We start from the raw sequence: 19,310 nt of genomic DNA on the forward strand, positions 1-19,310 counted from the left end.
GAGCTTACGTGCTCGAGCGTTTATCATGGAAACAACTGGTTTGGGGGCTAATTTTATTTTGTTTACCCGCCTTTATTTTAGCTATTTTTGTTGGTCACTTAGCATGGCTATTGGTGATATCACTGTTAGCCGCCTTAATATGGCACAGCTATAATTTACTCAAACTCTCTTATTGGTTATGGCTTGATCGCAGCATGATAGCGCCAGAAGGTAAAGGGGGCTGGGAGCCAATATTCTATGGAATTAATCAGTTACAGCGGCGTAATCGTAAACGTCGTCGCGAATTAGGCCAATTAATTAAGCGCTTTCGTAGCGGTGCTGAATCTTTGCCTGATGCGATAGTGATGCTGACCGAAGAAGGCATTATTTTTTGGTGTAATCGCCATGCTCAGCATTTACTCGGGTTTCGTTGGCCAGAAGATAGCGGGCAACATATTATTAATTTATTGCGTTATCCTGATTTTAATCGCTATTTTAGTGCTAAAAACTATACTCAAGCCCTGACGCTAGAGCTGAATAATGGCTCGGTTGTGGAATTTCGTATTTTACCTTATACCGATGATCAGTTGTTAATGGTCGCCAGAGATATCACCGAGAAACGTCGACTAGAAAAAGCACGGCGTGACTTTTTTGCCAATGTTAGCCATGAGTTACGCACCCCATTGACGGTGATTCAAGGGTATTTAGAAGTGATGGATGATCAGCCCGATGTTTCTCCAATCAATAAAAAAGTACTGACATTAATGCAAGAGCAAGCGTTCCGAATGGATAATTTGGTCAAGCAGCTTCTCCAACTCTCTCGTATTGAAGTTGCACCACAAATTAACTTAAATGAACAAGTCAATATTCCGTCAATTCTCAACATTTTAGCGCAGGAAGCCCATAGCCTTAGTCAAGGAAAACAACAGATTACTTTTAATATCGATGAAAATCTGTTGGTGTATGGCAATCAAGAACAGCTACGCAGCGCAATGGCTAATCTCGTTTATAATGCGATTAACCATACTCCAGACGGTACTTTAATCAACGTGAGCTGGCAGCAGACGCGACAAGGGGCTACGTTTTCGGTGGTGGATAATGGGCCGGGAATTTCTGTCGAGCACTTACCACGGCTGACGGAACGTTTTTATCGGGTGGATAAAGCGCGCTCTCGCCAAAGTGGCGGAGGTACAGGGCTTGGTCTAGCGATTGTTAAACATGCATTACAGCATCATAACAGCCAATTATTCATCAATAGTATGCTTGGTAAAGGCAGTGAATTTAGTTTTGTTTTGCCACCAGCGTTGATTGTTATTGAGAGAAAGTCACCTAAGTGATTATATTTGTTTCGATTCTTTCGCTATAGAGCGTTTTATTTTTTAATTTTTACTCGTAATATCGATACTTGTTTGTTTTTTATACACATCATATAGTGCATATTCTTTGATTATTAATAGTAATCACTGGTTTGGAAAAATAGTTTGGTATTTTATTCTTGTCTGTACTATTTGGCTTGCCTTTTTGCCCTATAAAAGTTTTACTTGTCGCCAGTTGTTGGCGATTTTTCCTGTTTTTTAATATTTTTGACTCATAAGATTTAATATCGCTGTATATTATTCTGTTAAGGATATTTTAAAATAGCACTCAGTGTCGCCAGTTAATTTTCAATAGGTTAAGAGCTAACAGCTCTCATCTTCCTTTAATTCAAACAAAAATTTAACAAAATTATGGCTCATCGTTTAACATCAAGAGATATTTTAGCCCTAGGGTTCATGACCTTTGCGCTGTTTGTCGGTGCAGGGAACATTATTTTTCCACCAATGGTTGGTTTGCAGGCAGGTGATCAAGTTTGGACTGCCGCAATTGGCTTTCTAATTACCGGGGTTGGATTACCGGTATTAACAGTGGTGGCATTAGCTAAAGTCGGCGGTGGGGTTGAGGCCCTAAGTTCGCCGATTGGTAAAACTGCGGGCTTATTGCTGGCTGTTATTGCGTATTTATCTGTCGGCCCGCTGTTTGCTACCCCACGTACCGCAACGGTATCTTACAAAGTGGGTATTGCCCCTTTAGTTGGCGGTGAATCTGATATTTCTTTGCTGATTTATAGCGCAGTATATTTCGTTTTGGTCATTGGTATTTCGCTTTATCCTGGCCGTTTACTCGATAGCGTTGGGCACATTTTAGCGCCAGTCAAAATGTTAGCTCTGGCTGTATTGGGGATTGCTGCGGTCATGTGGCCGGCAGGCGATCCGATGCCAGCCATGAATGGTTATCATGATATGGCATTCTCAAATGGCTTTATTAATGGCTATTTGACCATGGATACTTTGGGCGCGATGGTGTTTGGTATCGTCATTGTGAATGCCGCTCGCTCGCGTGGGGTAGAGAATTCATCATTATTGACTCGTTATACCATGTGGGCTGGATTGATTGCTGGCGTTCTGTTAACACTCGTTTATTTATCACTGTTTAAACTGGGCGAAAATAGTGGCACGTTGATCCCTGAAGCGGCTGATGGCGCGGATATTTTACATGCCTACGTACAGTATACCTTTGGTAATTACGGCAGCTTTTTCCTTGCGGTACTGATTTTTGTTGCTTGTATGGTCACTGCAGTAGGCCTGACTTGTGCGTGTGCTGAGTTCTTTAGCCGTTATATTTCAATATCATATCGAAAATTGGTATTAATTTTGGGGGTCTTCTCAATGTTAGTTTCCAATTTAGGGCTAAGCAAACTGATAGCTTTCTCTTTACCGGTGCTGGTGGCTATTTATCCTCCATGTATCGTATTGATTTTGCTTAGCTTCACATTGAAATGGTGGAAGAATGCGCCAGCGGTGGTTTCTCCAACCATGTTAGCCAGTGTAATTTTCGGCTTAATCGGTGCGGCAAAAGCGTCAGATCATTTAAAGGATTGGATCCCGCTGTGGATGACTAAAATGCCTTTATATGATCAGGATTTAGCGTGGCTATTGCCTACTGCTATCGTTCTGGTGGCTGCAATTATTTATGATTTATTATTTGCTTCTGCAAATCATAAGCACAAACAAGCATAGTTAAATCAATCAAGCCGCTCAATGTAGAGTAAACACTCAGGGTTTTTCGGCAAAAAGATGAGATTATCTATCAAATTTAAAACCTTAGCTCATTTGGGCTAAGGTTTTTTTTATGGCTTATATTTACTGTTAATTTGATTAATCCTCAGTAACTGCATAGCTTGATTAATCAAGAGTGGAATGAAAAAGGGGGGGGGGGAGAAATAAAGCATCAAACAGATATATCGCCAAAAATAAGTATAAAAAAGCCAGCAATTACGCTGGCTTATGAGACAGTACTCGTTAATCTAGTCGATTATAGTTTGCTTGAGTTCTGTTTCAGATATTTTGCAACGCCATCTGGAGATGCATTCATGCCTTCTTGGCCTTTAGCCCACTGTGCAGGACACACTTCGCCGTGCTCTTCATGGAACTGCAGAGCATCAACCATACGCAGCATTTCATCGATGTTACGGCCTAATGGGAGGTCGTTAACTACTTGGTGACGAACAACACCATTTTTGTCGATCAGGAATGAACCACGCAGAGCAACACCTGCTTCTGGGTGTTCGATACCGTATGCTTTAATGATTTCGTGTTTAACATCAGCAACCATAGGATATTGAACTTCACCAATACCACCGTTGTCGATAGGGGTTTTACGCCATGCGTTATGTACGAACTCTGAGTCCATTGAAACACCGATAACTTCAAAGCCACGAGCTTGGAAATCTTTATAACGGTGATCAAAAGCGATCAGCTCTGAAGGACAAACAAAAGTGAAGTCCATTGGCCAGAAGAAAATAACTGCTGGGCGGCCGTTCAGGTGTGCTTTCAGGTTGAAATCATTGACGATTTCGCCATTGCCCATAACGGCAGCGGCGGTAAAATCAGGGGCTTGACGTGTTACCAGAACCATAATTTACTCCTGTGAGTGTGAATTAAAGTTTTTTTAATACTTAGGGATAATAAGGAATTTATTATCCAGATTAAAGGTCAAAATACCGATTAATAAGATAGATTTTGTCTATCAATGATTGGCGTTCTGACGTGTTACTCCAATAAGATAAGGTTATTTTGCTAAAGTTCAAGCAGTAAATTCTTATGTTTATGGTTTGATATGCTCAGAGATAAATTGTTTTTTTATCGCTTTTTGCATCATTTGTGGGTAAAACTGCCAAAAGATCTGCTCAAACTGTGCATATTCAGCGCTAAAATCATCATATGAACCGGCTAAATCGCTTAGTTTTGGGCGTCTACGTGCCATGCCTCTAAGGGATGCACCGATATATTCAGGCTCCGCATAGCGTATTAGCCAATTTTGTGGCCATAAATGTTCATTTAACGACTGAAATCTTTCTGGGGTAACAGATAATTGAGGTTCAATTTGCTGGCGTGCTTGACGTACAAACTCGGTCAATGGCAATTCGGGTTCGATCTTTGACCAGTGTAATGACAAAAAGTGATCCCAGATTAAATCCAACGTAATCGGAGCAACTCGCCGATAGGCAGGACGAAAAAACCTTTTTGCTCCAACAACTAGCGGATGTTTATCCGTTTCAACATCGATTCTGCGATGCATACGGATCCCGCTCACGATGTCGGCGCTGAAAAGCTCCGTAGGATCGCCCCGGACAAAGTCAGCCATAATATTGCCTAATAGCGAGCTTTCGGCAAGGTGGGCGAGATGGAGATGCGCAAGAAAATTCATTGGCTTAGTATATACTGCTTATCACGTAAGTTACAGTCAGTGATATTTAGTATCGTAATACATTGATCATTGTTTAGTTTATTCAAGCGCCAGCTATTTAATCGAAGATAGAGGCTTTTTTTCATCGACGACTATCACTATTTTTGACTTATTTGTTCGATATTCAGCCTTTTTTATCCTAAAGCACGCTTATTTCTTGCGCCTTTTGTTGCTCAGCACTAGACTAGTACGCCTATTTTTTCAGAATGATGTCAATACAATGCGTGTCTCAGATTTTACTTTTGAACTACCTGAAGGGCTGATTGCTCACTATCCACAATCCCAACGCAGTGCTTGTCGCTTGCTGAGCTTGGATGGCACCACAGGACAACTCACGCACGGTATTTTTACTGATGTTCTTGAGAAACTGGAACCTGGCGATCTCTTGGTATTCAATAACACTCGCGTTATTCCTGCACGGTTATTTGGCCGTAAGGCATCAGGCGGTAAAATTGAAGTACTGGTTGAACGTATGCTGGATGATAACCGTGTTCTGGCGCATGTCAGAGCATCGAAAGCACCAAAAGAAGGCGCTGAGCTGTTACTGGGTGACGATGAAAGCGTGAAAGCCACAATGCTGGCAAGGCATGGGGCATTGTTTGAGCTCCGCTTTGATGATAGCCGTGATATTTTGACTATCCTTAATCAGATCGGACATATGCCACTGCCGCCTTATATTGATCGCCCAGATGAAGAAGCGGATAAAGAGCTGTATCAAACCGTTTATAGCCAACGTCCTGGCGCAGTCGCTGCGCCAACAGCAGGGCTACATTTTGATGAACCCTTACTTGCAGCACTGCGAGAAAAAGGCATTGAAATGGCGTTTGTGACTCTACATGTTGGGGCGGGGACGTTTCAGCCTGTGCGAGTTGATACCATCGAAGACCACATTATGCATTCTGAATATGCAGAGATCTCTCAGGATGTAGTGGATGCCGTGTTAGCGTGTAAAGCGCGAGGAAATCGCGTTGTTGCTGTAGGGACAACCTCGGTTCGATCGCTAGAAAGCGCGGCTCAGGCCAGTAAAGAACAGTTAATTGCGCCGTTTTTCGATGATACACAAATCTTTATATATCCAGGATATAACTATCAGGTCGTCGATGCATTAATTACTAATTTTCATCTACCTGAATCAACTTTGATTATGCTGGTTTCTGCTTTCGCAGGATATCAAAATACTATGCGGGCTTATCGCGAAGCGGTTGAACAACAATACCGTTTCTTTAGTTATGGCGATGCCATGTTTATTACGCGTAATTTACAAGCGCCAGCCGAACAGGTTGGGCAATTGGACGTGAGCGAATAAACGGTCATGTATAACTAGCAAACTCTTATCAGCTTCTGCTTCGCAGGTGGCTGATATTTTTTAGCATAGCATCAGACTGTTTTTCTGGTGCCTGGAGGCAAACTTGAAATATGAATTACAGACTACAGACGGCAATGCTCGTCGTGGTCGCTTGATTTTTGAACGCGGAACGGTTGAGACTCCCGCATTTATGCCGGTAGGAACCTACGGCACAGTAAAAGGCATGACGCCAGAGGAAGTCAAAGAGACAGGCGCAGAGATTCTACTGGGCAATACTTTCCATCTTTGGTTACGTCCAGGTCAGGAGATCATGAAGTTACATGGCGATCTGCACGATTTCATGCAATGGCAAGGTCCTATCCTGACCGATTCCGGCGGCTTTCAGGTCTTTAGCTTAGGGGCAACCCGCAAGATAAAAGAAGAAGGTGTACATTTCCGCAATCCGATTAATGGTGAGAAAATTTTTCTTAGCCCAGAAAAATCGATGGAAATTCAGTATGACCTCGGTTCTGACATTGTCATGATTTTTGATGAATGTACGCCATATCCCGCTGATTGGGATTATGCGAAGAATTCAATGGAAATGTCATTACGCTGGGCGGCTCGTAGCCGTCAACGCTTTGATGAACTGAAGAATAAAAATTCATTATTCGGTATTATTCAGGGCGGAATTTACGAAGATTTACGTGATATTTCAGTCAAAGGTCTGGTTGAAATCGGTTTTGATGGTTACGCTGTAGGCGGCTTAGCGGTCGGTGAACCTAAAGAAGACATGCACCGTATTTTGGAACATGTTTGCCCTCAAATTCCACAGGATAAACCTCGTTATTTAATGGGGGTGGGTAAACCTGAAGATCTAGTGGAAGGCGTACGCCGTGGGATAGACATGTTTGACTGCGTTATGCCAACACGCAATGCACGTAACGGGCATTTATTTGTTACTACTGGCGTGGTTAAAATTCGTAATGCTAAATATAAATCGGACACTGCAACGTTGGATGACGAGTGCGATTGCTATACTTGTCGTCATTATAGCCGTGCCTATTTGCATCATCTTGACCGTTGTAACGAAATCCTTGGCGCGAGATTAAATACCATTCATAATCTGCGTTACTATCAACGCTTAATGTCGGGAATTCGCTCGGCGATTGAAGCGGGTAATTTCGATCAATTTGTACAAGATTTCTACCAACGGATTGGTAAACCTGTACCGCCGATAAAAGGCGAATGAATTTGAGTGCCAATTTGTCTTAATCTGTGTAGCATATCGGGCTTGTTGGCACTTAGTGTTTTAAATTGCGTTCAATAACAATGAGGAAAGTTGAATGAGTTTTTTTATTTCTGAAGCAGCGGCATCAGCTGGCGCGCCAGGTCAGGGTAGCCCTTATTCTTTAGTTATCATGTTAGTTGTATTTGCATTGATCTTTTATTTTATGATCCTGCGTCCACAACAAAAACGTGCTAAAGACCATAAAAAATTGATGGATTCTATTGCTAAAGGCGATGAAGTCCTGACAACTGGTGGTCTGATTGGTCGTGTAAGTAAAGTTTCTGATACCGGTTATGTGGTTATCGCGCTGAACGAAACGACTGAAGTAACTATCAAACGTGATTTCGTTGCTGCTGTATTGCCTAAAGGCACAATGAAAGCTATTTAATTTCTGATTTTCCCGAAGGGAACTAGCCGTGCTAAACCGTTATCCTTTGTGGAAGTATCTGATGCTGATCGCTGCGATCCTCATCGGTCTGCTATATGCACTTCCCAACCTGTATGGTGAGGATCCGGCTGTTCAGATCACTGGCGTGCGGGGAACCGCCGCCAATGAACAAACGCTGGTCCAAGTCCGTAAAATATTAGATAAAGAGAATATACAGAGCAAATCTATTGCTCTGGAGAATGGGGCTATTTTAGCGCGTTTTAATAACCCTGATATTCAATTGCATGCCCGTGAATCCTTAATGGAAGCACTGGGTGATCAATACGTTGTCGCATTAAACTTAGCGCCTGCAACCCCAAGTTGGTTAGAGACTTTAGGGGCCGAGCCGATGAAATTGGGGCTTGATCTGCGTGGTGGTGTCCACTTCCTGATGGAAGTTGATATGGATACTGCATTAAGTAAATTGCAGGAACAAAATATGGATGGCTTACGCAGTGACTTGCGTGATCAAGGTATTCCATATTCTTCTATTCGTAAAATTAATGATTATGGCGTCGAAGTTCGATTCCGTAATACAGATGACCGCTCTAAAGCGGAGAGTTATCTGACCCGTCGCTATCCTGATTTAGTGCTCACTAATGGCAGTGGTAATACCATGACAGCCATTATGACTGATGAGCGCTTACGTGAAGCGCGTAATTATGCTGTTTCTCAGAATATCAATATCCTGCGTAACCGTGTAAACCAGTTAGGCGTTGCAGAACCATTAGTTCAACGTCAAGGTGCGGATCGCATCGTGGTTGAATTACCGGGGATTCAAGATACGGCACGAGCAAAAGAAATTTTGGGCGCAACTGCAACTTTAGAGTTTCGTTTAGTTAACAGTGGCGTAGATAGTTCTGCGGCTGCATCTGGTCGTATTCCAGGTGACTCTGAAGTGAAATATACCCGTGAAGATGAGCCTGTCGTGTTGTTTAAACGCGTTATCCTCACCGGCGACCATATTACTGATTCAACCTCAGAAAATGACGAAATGGGCGCACCACAGGTCAGTATTGGCTTGGACAGCTCGGGCGGTACCATCATGTCTGATTTCACTCGTGATAATCAGGATAAATTGATGGCAGCGCTATTTGTCGAATATAAAGACAGCGGTAAAAAAGATGCAGCGGGTCGCTCGATTCTGGTTAAAGATGAGAAAGTGATCAACGTAGCTCGTATTTCTGCACGCTTTGGGAGTAAATTCCGGATTACCGGTATTTCAAACCCAGCAGAAGCACGTCAATTATCTTTACTATTGCGTGCCGGGGCATTGATTGCACCTATCCAAATTGTTGAAGAACGGACGATTGGTCCGACACTGGGCTTACAGAATATTGAACAAGGTCTGAAAGCATGTCTGGCTGGTCTGATAGCATCGATTCTATTTATGATGATTTACTATCGTAAATTTGGTCTGATTGCTAGTACAGCATTGCTTGCAAACTTAGTGATGATTGTCGGGATAATGTCTCTATTACCGGGGGCGACACTCACCATGCCGGGTATTGCCGGGATCGTGCTGACACTGGCCGTTGCTGTTGATGCTAACGTACTGATAAATGAGCGTATCAAAGAAGAGTTGCGGAATGGGCGATCTGTCCAGCAAGCAATTCATGAAGGGTATAAAGGCGCTTTCTCAAGTATTATCGATGCAAACTTAACTACCTTAATCACCGCAATTATTTTGTATGCTGTGGGGACTGGGTCGATTAAAGGCTTTGCGATTACGACAGCAATTGGTGTCGCCACCTCAATGTTTACTGCAATCATAGGAACACGCGCTATCGTGAACCTGCTGTATGGTGGTAAACGTATTAAGAAGCTGTCAATTTAAGGAGCACGTTGTGGCACAGGATTATACTGTTGAACAATTAAACCATGGCCGTAAAGTCTATGACTTTATGCGCTGGGACAACGTTGCCTTTACGATTTCTATCATATTGTTGATCGCTTCGATTGTGGTTATTGGGGTTAAAGGCTTTAACTGGGGATTAGATTTCACTGGCGGAACCGTCATTGAGATTAGCCTCAGCCAGCCAGCTGATTTGGATAAGATCCGCGATAGCTTATCTAATTCAGATCATCGAGATCCGCTTATCCAGAATTTCGGCAGTAGCCGTGACATCATGATCCGTTTACCGCCGATTGAAGGCGTTGCGGGTCAAGAAGTGGGTAAAGAGATTATTACCATTATCAACAATAATGTGGATGATAAGGCGACAGTAAAACGCATCGAGTTTGTTGGGCCGAGTGTGGGTGCTGAATTGGCACAAACGGGGGCTTTAGCGCTTGTTGCGGCATTAATCTGTATTTTGATTTATGTCGGGTGTCGTTTTGAATGGCGTTTGGCTGCAGGTGCGGTTATAGCGCTTGCCCATGACGTGATAATTACTTTAGGTATTTTATCACTATTCAAAATTGAAATTGATATGACTATTGTGGCGTCTTTGATGTCGGTTATCGGGTATTCACTGAATGACAGTATCGTGGTTTCTGACCGTATTCGTGAAAACTTCCGTAAAATCCGCCGCGGAACGCCTTATGAGATTATGAACGTCTCACTAACGCAAACATTAAGCCGTACGATTATGACTTCAGCAACGACCTTATTGGTGGTTCTGATGCTGTACATCTTCGGTGGTGCGATGTTAGAAGGCTTCTCTTTAGTTATGTTGATTGGTGTGACCATCGGGACTGTCTCCTCTATTTATGTGGCTTCTGCATTAGCACTGAAAATGGGCATGAAACGTGAACATCTGATCCAAACTAAAGTCGAAAAAGAAGGTGCAGATCAAGATTCCCTGTTACCTTAATTTGCGCGTAGCTTCGCAAATATAGCTACATAAATGTAGCTGCGAAGTTACGATAAAAAATAAGATAACGACGGCAAAGGGTGAAAGTGATAATGACAGTGAAATATTTTTCAGACGCAATAATTAACAGAGTTATTTTATTGAGTTAGTTAAAAAACTCATCACTTTTCGCTAATCTTGTGCTCTCCGGCTAATAGTCTGCCGATAAAACACCCTGACAGTATTCACTGTCAGGGTGTTTTTCATGGCAGTCTGAGGTACACTATTCTCCCGTAATCTGAATCAGGAACTGCTATGCATTGCCCATTTTGCGCTGCCGTAGATACCAAAGTGATCGACTCCCGCCTGGTTGCCGACGGATCTCAGGTTCGCAGGCGTCGACAATGCTTGGAATGCCACGAGCGTTTTACCACTTTTGAAGTCGCCGAACTTGTTATGCCTCGAGTGATTAAAAGTGACGATATTCGTGAGCCTTTTGACGAAGAAAAACTGCGTCGAGGTTTACTAAAAGCGCTAGAAAAACGTCCCGTAAGCTCTGATGATGTTGAAATGGCTATCAATGTGATTAAGTCGCAACTGCGAGCGACCGGTGAACGTGAAGTTGCCTCGAAAATGATCGGCAATTTGGTGATGGATGAACTGAAAAAGTTGGATAAAGTCGCCTATATCCGTTTTGCATCTGTTTATCGTAGTTTTGAAGATATTCGTGAGTTTGGCGAAGAGATTGCGCGGCTACAGGACTAAATTATGCAACAATCAACGCAAAAATCCATACCGCAAACGCTGCAACAGCAAGATGCCCAATATATGGCACAAGCTATCGAGTTAGCTCAATTAGGCCGATTTACTACTTCTCCCAATCCCAATGTCGGCTGTGTTATTGTCCTTGATAATCAAGTCGTTGGTACAGGGTATCATCAAAAAGCAGGTGAGCCACACGCCGAGGTTCATGCCTTAAAAATGGCAGGTGAACGTGCTAAAGGTGCAACTGCTTACGTTACGTTAGAGCCTTGTAGCCACCATGGCCGTACACCGCCTTGTGCAGAAGCATTAATTAAAGCCGGTGTTAGCCGAGTCGTTGCGGCGATGCAAGATCCTAATCCGCAAGTGGCGGGACGGGGGTTATTTATGCTGCAACAGGCAGGTATTGAGGTTGAAAGTGGCGTATTGATGGCGGAAGCCGAAGCGATTAATCGGGGTTTCTTTAAGCGAATGCGTACAGCATTCCCATATATTCAATTAAAATTAGCCGCCTCATTAGACGGTAAAACTGCATTGGCCTCCGGTGAAAGTAAATGGATAACTTCGCCAGCGGCGCGTCAAGATGTACAGAATTTCCGTGCTCAAGCTAGCGCTATTTTAACTACTAGTAGCACTGTTTTAGCCGACGATCCTGCATTGACAGTACGTTGGGAACAGTTATCAACGGATATTCAAGCTATTTATCCGCAAGCGTCTGTACGTCAACCTACCCGAATTATTTTAGACCGTCATAATCGAGTGACTTCACAACATCAAGTGACTCAACTCGACGGAGCATGCTGGTTAGTGCGTCCTCAGCCACAGGCGACAGAATTTGCTGGTGATGTAGAGCAACTGGCGATCCCTGAGCATGCAGAAGGCATCGACTTAGTCATTTTGATGATGCAGTTAGCTAAGCGCAATATCAATAGTATCTGGGTTGAAAGTGGCCCCAAACTGGCGGGATCTTTACTTAAATTGGGCTTAGTCGATGAACTTATCCTGTATATTGCACCAAAACTTTTAGGCGATACGGCCCGCGGGTTGATTAACTTACCCGAATTAGCTCATCTTAGTGATGCGCCAAAATTTGAATTTACCGAGGTCACTAAAGTCGGTGACGATGTGCGTTTACGATTACGCCCACTTTGGTAACTGGCGATAAATAGCACCAAATATAACTTTTTTGCCTCTTTGCTAAAATTGAAAGACGCAGTAAATGAAAGAATGTGATAAAATCCGCGCCCCGCGGATCTAAATTGATATTTTAAGGAAGGCTATGAACGTAATCAAAGGTGTTGTTGCTGCTCCTGAAGCTCGTATAGCAATTGTTATCGCTCGTTTTAACAACTTCATTAATGACAGCCTGCTGGAAGGTGCTATTGATGCGTTAGATCGCATTGGCCAAGTTCCTTCAGACAATATCACTGTGGTTTGGGTACCCGGTGCCTATGAATTACCACTGGCAGTAAAAGTACTGGTAGAAACCAACAAATATGATGCAGTGGTTGCATTGGGTACAGTTATCCGTGGTGGCACAGCCCATTTCGAGTACGTTGCCGGTGAATGCAGTTCAGGTCTTTCTCATGTTGCATTGAATAGTAATATTCCGGTGACTTTCGGTGTTTTGACCACTGAAAATATAGAACAGGCTATTGAACGAGCAGGAACAAAGGCAGGTAATAAAGGCGCCGAAGCTGCGCTGACTGCACTTGAAATGATTAATGTAATTAAAGCTTTAAAAAGCTGATTTAGTTCTTATTTAAGGGGGATCTTGTGAAACCTGCTGCTCGTCGTCGCGCCCGTGAATGTGCTGTTCAGGCCATTTATTCATGGCAGTTATCCGGTAATAATATCGCAGATGTGGAATTAGAATTTTTATCTGAACAGGACATGTCTGGTGTCGATGTGGCATATTTTCGTGAACTGCTGTCGGGTGTTGCTACCAACGCAGCCAAACTTGACCAATTGATGAATCCATATTTGTCTCGTCAGTTAGAAGAGTTGGGTCAAGTTGAAAAAGCCATTCTGCGTATTTCTATGTATGAACTGAGCTATCGTCAAGATGTGCCTTTTAAAGTTGCAATCAACGAAGGTATCGAACTGGCTAAAGTATTTGGCGCTGAAGACAGCCATAAGTTTGTCAACGGTGTGTTAGATAAAGCTGCTCCGGCCGTACGTAAAAAGAAATAATTGTTTACCGGGGTTCCCCCTGACAAAACGGTAGTAATGCATAATAAGGCCGGCTGACCGGCCTTATATACATCAGCATTACAAATTTGGGATGATACATAATGTCATATGGCGAATTTGACCTCATCGCACGTTACTTTAACCGCCAGACAATTAACCGCCATGATGTTAATATTGGTATTGGTGATGACTGTGCGTTAATGACTATCCCTGAAAAACAGCAACTGGCTGTGAGTACAGACACCTTGGTCTCCGGTATTCATTTTTTGTCGGATATCTCGCCTGCCGATCTGGCATATAAATCTTTAGCGGTAAATATTAGCGATCTTGCTGCTATGGGTGCTGATCCGGCTTGGGTCTCTTTAGCATTAACCCTTCCCTCTGTTGATACTGCATGGTTATCTCAATTTAGCGACTCATTATTTGAGCAATTAAATTATTATGGAATTCAACTAATAGGTGGAGATACAACTCGCGGACCGATGAGTTTAACCTATACTATTCATGGACTAGTACCTACGGGTAAAGCATTAACGCGATCTGGTGCACGTATTGGTGATTGGATTTATGTTACTGGTACATTGGGCGATAGTGCTGCCGGCTTAGCAATATTACAGCAACGTTTACAAGTTGATGATCTTTCACAACGCGAGTGGTTAGTTCAGCGTCATTTACGCCCTCAGCCTCGCGTTTTACAAGGCCAAGCTTTACGTAATTTGGCGTCATCCGCGATTGATATTTCAGACGGTTTAATTTCTGATTTAGCCCATATTTTAAAAATAAGTGGTACAGGTGCACGGATTAATCTCGACAAATTGCCGTTATCATCTGCATTAACCCAATGTTATTTAGATCAATCTTGCACCGAAGAACAAGCTCATATTTGGTCATTAAGCGGTGGGGAAGATTATGAACTGTGCTTTACTGTTCCTGAGATTAATCGCGGTGCATTGGAAATGGCTTTAGCGCATACTGGCTCCGGCTTTACTTGTATCGGTCAAATTCGTCCTGAATCGGAAGGTGTTCGCTATTTTAAAGGCGAACAGGAAATATCTGTTTCCTTACAGGGATTTGATCATTTTAATTTGGAAGGTACACATGAGTGAAGCAACAGATCGACTAAAAATGCGTAATCCATGGCATTTACTGGCGACCGGATTTGGCAGCGGATTGTCACCTATTGTACCTGGAACCATGGGCTCATTAGTGGCTATTCCATTTTGGTTACTGATGGCCCGGATGCCAATATGGAGTTGCTGGGTAATTATTGTGGCTGGTTTTTTTATTGGCTGTTTGATTTGCCAGCGTACCTCAGATGATATGAAAGTTCACGATCACGGCAGTATTGTGTGGGATGAATTTATCGGCATGTGGATAACTTTAATGGCTATCCCTACAGTAAGTTGGGAATGGATATTAACCGGCTTCTTTATTTTCCGCATTTTTGATATGTGGAAGCCATGGCCAATCCGTTGGTTTGATAGGCGTGTCAGTGGTGGTTTTGGTATTATGATCGACGATGTGATCGCGGCAATTTTTGCATATGTTACCGTGTGGTTATTGGCGTTTTATAATCTCATGCCATTCTCTGCTAATTAGAATACTGCTGATACGGCATATGATAATTTGATTATCACTAATTAATACAAGTGAATTTTGATGTTTAAATATGGGCTATTTGCTGCGGCAGATAGCCCATTTTGCGTTATAGCCGTAAATAAAAGTAGTTTGTTGGTGATAATGTAGACGAGCGGTAATTAATATAAATACAATAAAAGAAAGCTGCCCAAAGGCAGCTTAAATAGAGGCGTAGGTTATTGTAATATAGTTAAAATAAGTGATTTTAACTATATAATATAAATTAAAAAGAATTACTGAGGATAATAAATAATATGATGTAATTATATTGAGCTTTATTTTTTATAATTGCAATATGCTGGTATATATTTTATGGCTTAATTTTATTATTTATCTCTAATCCTATTATTTAGCGAAGTTTTTATTGAGGCTGAAGGATTGATGACCTATTCCATGAGAATATCACCAGGTAGTTTATCACTCTAGGATTTCTTTATCTTTGTTGTAGTTAACCTATCTCTAGTCGGTATCTTTGACCACTCACTGGCAGACAAACTAAGTTAAATAAGGAAAGATAAAGAGGACAGCGTTACTTATCGAAGGGCATTAATTAAATAATACCAATTTATAACATAATGATAACATTTAAGGCTCATTTACTCTTAGGTTGCATTTGAAAATCATTATAATCGGCTTGGTTATTCTAGATAGGATAGTCGAGAGTGGTTAGTTAAAGTAGATTAATAGCTAATGCAGACTGATAAAAATCGGTGAATCGTAATAGAGATAATCAATATTAGTTATTTAAGCTGAATAAATTAGTGAAAGATTTAATTAATCAGATTAAACAGCACGGTATTAATCAATCGCCGTGCTGTTTTGAAATTTAATAAACTTATTTAGCCAGATAGTGTTTAATTGAGTTCTCTATACCCGCGCTATCTAAGCCTAAATCCGCTTGTATTTCTGTTTGGTTACCTTGTGGAATGAAAAAGTCTGGTAATCCAAGGTTCAGCAGCGGAATAAGAATTTTTTCGCGCATTAATAGTTCATTTACGCCACTGCCTGCGCCGCCCATAATGGCATTTTCTTCCAGAGTTACCAGAATTTCATGCGATGCGGCGAGTTCGAGGATCATCGCTTCATCGAGAGGCTTGATAAAGCGCATGTCTACTACGGTAGCATTCAGTGACTCAGCAGCTATTAAGGCTTCTGATAATAACGTGCCGAAGTTCAAAATAGCAATTTTTTCACCTTGGCGACGAACAATAGCTTTACCTATCGGTAATGGCGATAAAGGCGTTAATTGCGCGCCTGTTCCTGCACCTCGAGGATAACGTACGGCGACAGGCCCTTGATCATATTGATAGCCCGTATGTAGCATTTGGCGGCATTCGTTTTCATCGCTTGGTGCCATAATGATTAGATCAGGAATACAGCGTAAGAACGAAAGGTCAAATGCGCCTTGATGTGTTTGACCGTCAGCACCGACTATCCCCGCGCGGTCGATAGCAAATAACACCGGTAATTTTTGAATAGCTACATCGTGGATCACTTGATCGTAAGCACGTTGTAAAAATGTGGAATAAATTGCGACAATAGGTTTGTAGCCACCTACGGCTAATCCCGCGGCAAATGTGACGGCATGTTGCTCTGCAATCGCGACATCAAAATATTGGTCTGGATATTCTTTGGAGAATCGAACCATGCCAGAGCCTTCGCGCATGGCGGGAGTCACTGCCATTAATTTTTCATCAGTTGCTGCTTCTTCACATAGCCAGTCGCCAAATATTTTAGAGAATGTCGGGCGAGTATCCTTACTTTTTGGCAGCGTAAAGGTCGATGGATCAAATTTAGGCACCGCATGCCAACTAATGGGGTCTTTCTCTGCGGGCTCATAACCACGACCTTTTTTGGTCATAATGTGTAGAAATTGCGGGCCTTTTAGATCACGCATATTGCGTAGCGTTTGAACTAACGCTAATACATCATGGCCATCGACCGGGCCAATATAATTGAAGCCTAATTCTTCGAACATGGTGCCCGGCACAACCATGCCTTTGATATGCTCTTCGGTTTTTTTCAGTAGTTCTTTAATTGGCGGCAGATTAGAGAAGACTTTTTTTCCGCCTTCTCTAAGCGTGGTATATAATTTTCCTGATAATAAATGAGCTAAGTGATTATTTAACGCACCGACATTTTCAGAAATCGACATCTCATTATCATTCAGGACGACCAGCATATCCGGCGCGATATCACCAGCGTGATTCATTGCTTCAAAGGCCATACCCGCAGTTATTGCACCGTCGCCAATTACACATACGGTTTTACGTCCGTGATCTTCCCGCTGCGCAGCCACCGCCATCCCTAAGCCAGCACTGATAGACGTTGAAGAATGGCCTACACTCAGCACATCATATTCACTTTCTGCGCGCCATGGGAAAGGGTGTAATCCATTCTTTTGTCGAATAGTATCGATTCGATCACGGCGCCCAGTCAGAATTTTATGGGGGTACGCCTGATGACCCACATCCCAGATAAGATTATCAAAGGGCGTTTTATAAACGTAGTGCAGAGCCACAGTCAGTTCGATTGTGCCAAGCCCGGAAGCAAAATGTCCACTAGAACGGCTGACGCTGTTAAGCAAAAATTGCCTTAACTCATCACATAGTTTAGGCAGGCTTTCTTTTGGCAGCATGCGCAACTCTTCTGGAGTTGCTGCCAGCGCTAAGGTTGGGTACTTGGCAATATCAATACTCATTATGATGCCCACTACATTTTTTATTGTTAATTCGGAAAATCGCTGCCTCAGAAAGAGGCTGCGTTTAAGTTTACTTAGCCATGTCGCTTGTTAATCAAAAGCGTAAACTGATTGCGTTAACTGGAACTGATCGTGTCTCTTCGAATAATCGATCGACTGTTCAGATTAGTTTTTACGCTCAATAACGAAATTGGCTAGGGCTTTTAATGTTTCGATATTATAACCTTGTTGGGCTATAGTTTCTAAAGCATTAAGCGCATCAGCGTATAGCTCGAGGGCTTTTTGCTGTGCTTGCTTTAATCCTAATAGTGAGGGATAGGTACTTTTATCTAGCTGGAGGTCAGCGCCTTGACGCTTGCCTGTCACCTCGGTCTCACCGATAACATCAAGAATGTCATCTTGTACTTGAAATGCTAAGCCAATGGCTTCGGCATATTTATCCAAAGCCGGCATGATTTTCCGGCCTTTATCGCCAGCGGCATAGGCCCCAAGTCGGATAGCTGCTTTAATTAATGCGCCCGTTTTATGCTGATGAATTCGCTCTAAAGACGGTAAATCAATATTTTTACCTTCAGCTTCGAGATCAAGCGCTTGCCCACCACACATTCCGGTTAAACCACTGGCAATCGCAAGTTCAGCTATCATGGCAATGCGGTCTTTATCTGCCACATCGGGCATCGATGATGTCGATAAAATTTGAAAAGCTAAGGTCTGCAAAGCATCTCCGGCCAAAATAGCATTGGCTTCGCCAAATTTTATATGGCACGTCGGTTGGCCTCTGCGTAAATCGTCATTATCCATCGCCGGAAGATCATCATGAATTAATGAATAGGCGTGAATAGATTCTACCGCGGCGGCTGGGGCATCTAAATTATTTTCGCTGACACCTAACATACCGCCAACGGCATAAGTCAAGAAAGGGCGTAGGCGTTTGCCACCCAGCAATGCCCCGTGTTGCATCGTATTAGCTAAGGGGGATCCGGCAAAAGGCTGTGATTTCAGTACGGATAACAAAAAGCTATCCACACGAATTTGAGCCTGTTGCTGTAATTGGATAAATGATAAATGCGTTTGTTCAGGCATAATTTATTCGGTATCAGGAGAAAAATCTGTAAGTGATTGAGCGTGAGCAGGCGTTTCCTGATCGTTTTCATCATCACGCAGCAGGATTTGGACACGCTGCTCGGCTTGCTGCAAAACTTTTTGCCCTTGTTTGGCAATCTGAATTCCACGTTCAAATTCATTTAATGCGTCTTCGAGAGGAAGTTCACCAGATTCTAATTTTGCGACGATTTGTTCCAGTTCTTGCAGTGAGTTTTCGAAGCTGACAGAAGGAACGCGCTGAGATTTTTCTTTAGCCATAATATTTGCTTTTTATAAAAGTCGGGTCAGTCTATATGAATTGGAGACTATCCTAGTATAACAAAGGATACAATTTATTCTTCGTGTTTTTA

18 protein-coding genes are annotated in these 19,310 nt (G+C 42.6%); 13 read left to right on the forward strand and 5 right to left on the reverse strand.

Annotated elements, in window-relative coordinates; translation table 11 throughout:
* Window positions 1-8 precede the first annotated feature (8 nt).
* Both phoR and brnQ read left to right on the forward strand, forming a co-directional pair.
* Window positions 9-1,316, forward strand: coding sequence for a phosphate regulon sensor histidine kinase PhoR (gene phoR / locus M992_RS05340; RefSeq protein WP_053907655.1), 1,308 nt, complete (start codon window positions 9-11; stop codon window positions 1,314-1,316).
* Between the two features lie 390 nt (window positions 1,317-1,706).
* Entirely contained in the window at window positions 1,707-3,035 is a 1,329-nt protein-coding gene (gene brnQ / locus M992_RS05345; protein ID WP_053907656.1) for a branched-chain amino acid transport system II carrier protein, read from the forward strand.
* 295 nt (window positions 3,036-3,330) lie between these two features.
* On the opposite strand, the gene M992_RS05350 is transcribed toward brnQ, so the two are convergent.
* Complete coding sequence (locus M992_RS05350; RefSeq protein WP_047256459.1) at window positions 3,331-3,933, reverse strand: peroxiredoxin C; 603 nt, start codon at window positions 3,931-3,933, stop codon at window positions 3,331-3,333.
* A gap of 189 nt (window positions 3,934-4,122) precedes the next feature.
* Window positions 4,123-4,725, reverse strand: a complete 603-nt coding sequence (locus M992_RS05355) for an acyl carrier protein phosphodiesterase (protein ID WP_053907657.1) — start codon at window positions 4,723-4,725, stop codon at window positions 4,123-4,125.
* Window positions 4,726-4,984: 259 nt separating this feature from the next.
* Here M992_RS05355 and queA point away from each other — a divergent pair, with 259 nt between their 5' ends.
* The 11 genes from queA (at window position 4,985) to pgpA (ending at window position 15,116) form a co-directional block, all read left to right on the forward strand.
* Window positions 4,985-6,070 carry a tRNA preQ1(34) S-adenosylmethionine ribosyltransferase-isomerase QueA gene (gene queA / locus M992_RS05360; RefSeq protein ID WP_047256457.1) on the forward strand — a complete coding sequence of 362 codons (1,086 nt, stop codon included), beginning with the start codon at window positions 4,985-4,987 and terminating at the stop codon, window positions 6,068-6,070.
* A 103-nt stretch (window positions 6,071-6,173) separates the two neighbouring features.
* On the forward strand, window positions 6,174-7,301 hold the full coding sequence (gene tgt / locus M992_RS05365; protein ID WP_047256456.1) for a tRNA guanosine(34) transglycosylase Tgt: 1,128 nt from the start codon (window positions 6,174-6,176) through the stop codon (window positions 7,299-7,301).
* A 94-nt stretch (window positions 7,302-7,395) separates the two neighbouring features.
* Window positions 7,396-7,728, forward strand: coding sequence for a preprotein translocase subunit YajC (yajC, locus tag M992_RS05370; protein ID WP_047256455.1), 333 nt, complete (start codon window positions 7,396-7,398; stop codon window positions 7,726-7,728).
* A gap of 28 nt (window positions 7,729-7,756) precedes the next feature.
* On the forward strand, window positions 7,757-9,604 hold the full coding sequence (gene secD, locus M992_RS05375; protein ID WP_072057353.1) for a protein translocase subunit SecD: 1,848 nt from the start codon (window positions 7,757-7,759) through the stop codon (window positions 9,602-9,604).
* 10 nt (window positions 9,605-9,614) lie between these two features.
* Window positions 9,615-10,583 (forward strand): protein translocase subunit SecF, encoded by a 969-nt coding sequence (secF, locus tag M992_RS05380; RefSeq protein ID WP_053907658.1) that lies wholly within the window; start codon window positions 9,615-9,617, stop codon window positions 10,581-10,583.
* A gap of 294 nt (window positions 10,584-10,877) precedes the next feature.
* Window positions 10,878-11,327, forward strand: a complete 450-nt coding sequence (nrdR, locus tag M992_RS05385) for a transcriptional regulator NrdR (RefSeq protein ID WP_047256452.1) — start codon at window positions 10,878-10,880, stop codon at window positions 11,325-11,327.
* A gap of 3 nt (window positions 11,328-11,330) precedes the next feature.
* Window positions 11,331-12,479 (forward strand): bifunctional diaminohydroxyphosphoribosylaminopyrimidine deaminase/5-amino-6-(5-phosphoribosylamino)uracil reductase RibD, encoded by a 1,149-nt coding sequence (ribD, locus tag M992_RS05390; RefSeq protein ID WP_174721763.1) that lies wholly within the window; start codon window positions 11,331-11,333, stop codon window positions 12,477-12,479.
* Window positions 12,480-12,603: 124 nt separating this feature from the next.
* The gene (gene ribH / locus M992_RS05395; protein ID WP_047256450.1) at window positions 12,604-13,074 is read left to right on the forward strand and encodes a 6,7-dimethyl-8-ribityllumazine synthase; all 471 of its coding nucleotides are present in this window, start codon (window positions 12,604-12,606) and stop codon (window positions 13,072-13,074) included.
* Between the two features lie 26 nt (window positions 13,075-13,100).
* Entirely contained in the window at window positions 13,101-13,517 is a 417-nt protein-coding gene (gene nusB / locus M992_RS05400; protein WP_047256449.1) for a transcription antitermination factor NusB, read from the forward strand.
* 101 nt (window positions 13,518-13,618) lie between these two features.
* Entirely contained in the window at window positions 13,619-14,623 is a 1,005-nt protein-coding gene (gene thiL, locus M992_RS05405) for a thiamine-phosphate kinase (protein ID WP_053907659.1), read from the forward strand.
* Entirely contained in the window at window positions 14,616-15,116 is a 501-nt protein-coding gene (gene pgpA / locus M992_RS05410; protein WP_053907660.1) for a phosphatidylglycerophosphatase A, read from the forward strand. Before thiL ends, pgpA begins: the two co-directional genes overlap by 8 nt.
* 874 nt (window positions 15,117-15,990) lie before the next feature.
* Here pgpA and dxs read toward each other — a convergent pair.
* From dxs to xseB, 3 genes are all read right to left on the reverse strand, one after another.
* Window positions 15,991-17,856 carry a 1-deoxy-D-xylulose-5-phosphate synthase gene (gene dxs / locus M992_RS05415; protein WP_053907661.1) on the reverse strand — a complete coding sequence of 622 codons (1,866 nt, stop codon included), beginning with the start codon at window positions 17,854-17,856 and terminating at the stop codon, window positions 15,991-15,993.
* Between the two features lie 165 nt (window positions 17,857-18,021).
* A complete protein-coding gene (ispA, locus tag M992_RS05420) occupies window positions 18,022-18,939 on the reverse strand; it encodes a (2E,6E)-farnesyl diphosphate synthase (RefSeq protein WP_053907662.1) in 918 nt (305 codons plus the stop codon).
* A 3-nt stretch (window positions 18,940-18,942) separates the two neighbouring features.
* Window positions 18,943-19,218 (reverse strand): exodeoxyribonuclease VII small subunit, encoded by a 276-nt coding sequence (gene xseB, locus M992_RS05425; protein ID WP_047256444.1) that lies wholly within the window; start codon window positions 19,216-19,218, stop codon window positions 18,943-18,945.
* Window positions 19,219-19,310: the final 92 nt, after the last annotated feature.

The organism is Moellerella wisconsensis ATCC 35017 (assembly GCF_001294465.1).
GTDB lineage: Bacteria > Pseudomonadota > Gammaproteobacteria > Enterobacterales > Enterobacteriaceae > Moellerella > Moellerella wisconsensis.

Bases quoted from the DNA above. Each gene is read 5' to 3' on its own strand.
- brnQ (WP_053907656.1), top strand. From the start codon at position 1,707: ATGGCTCATCGTTTAACATCAAGAGATATTTTAGCCCTAGGGTTCATG.
- M992_RS05350 (WP_047256459.1), bottom strand. From the start codon at position 3,933: ATGGTTCTGGTAACACGTCAAGCCCCTGATTTTACCGCCGCTGCCGTT.
- M992_RS05355 (WP_053907657.1), bottom strand. From the start codon at position 4,725: ATGAATTTTCTTGCGCATCTCCATCTCGCCCACCTTGCCGAAAGCTCG.
- queA (WP_047256457.1), top strand. From the start codon at position 4,985: ATGCGTGTCTCAGATTTTACTTTTGAACTACCTGAAGGGCTGATTGCT.
- yajC (WP_047256455.1), top strand. From the start codon at position 7,396: ATGAGTTTTTTTATTTCTGAAGCAGCGGCATCAGCTGGCGCGCCAGGT.
- nrdR (WP_047256452.1), top strand. From the start codon at position 10,878: ATGCATTGCCCATTTTGCGCTGCCGTAGATACCAAAGTGATCGACTCC.
- ribD (WP_174721763.1), top strand. From the start codon at position 11,331: ATGCAACAATCAACGCAAAAATCCATACCGCAAACGCTGCAACAGCAA.
- ribH (WP_047256450.1), top strand. From the start codon at position 12,604: ATGAACGTAATCAAAGGTGTTGTTGCTGCTCCTGAAGCTCGTATAGCA.
- thiL (WP_053907659.1), top strand. From the start codon at position 13,619: ATGTCATATGGCGAATTTGACCTCATCGCACGTTACTTTAACCGCCAG.
- pgpA (WP_053907660.1), top strand. From the start codon at position 14,616: ATGAGTGAAGCAACAGATCGACTAAAAATGCGTAATCCATGGCATTTA.
- dxs (WP_053907661.1), bottom strand. From the start codon at position 17,856: ATGAGTATTGATATTGCCAAGTACCCAACCTTAGCGCTGGCAGCAACT.
- ispA (WP_053907662.1), bottom strand. From the start codon at position 18,939: ATGCCTGAACAAACGCATTTATCATTTATCCAATTACAGCAACAGGCT.
- xseB (WP_047256444.1), bottom strand. From the start codon at position 19,218: ATGGCTAAAGAAAAATCTCAGCGCGTTCCTTCTGTCAGCTTCGAAAAC.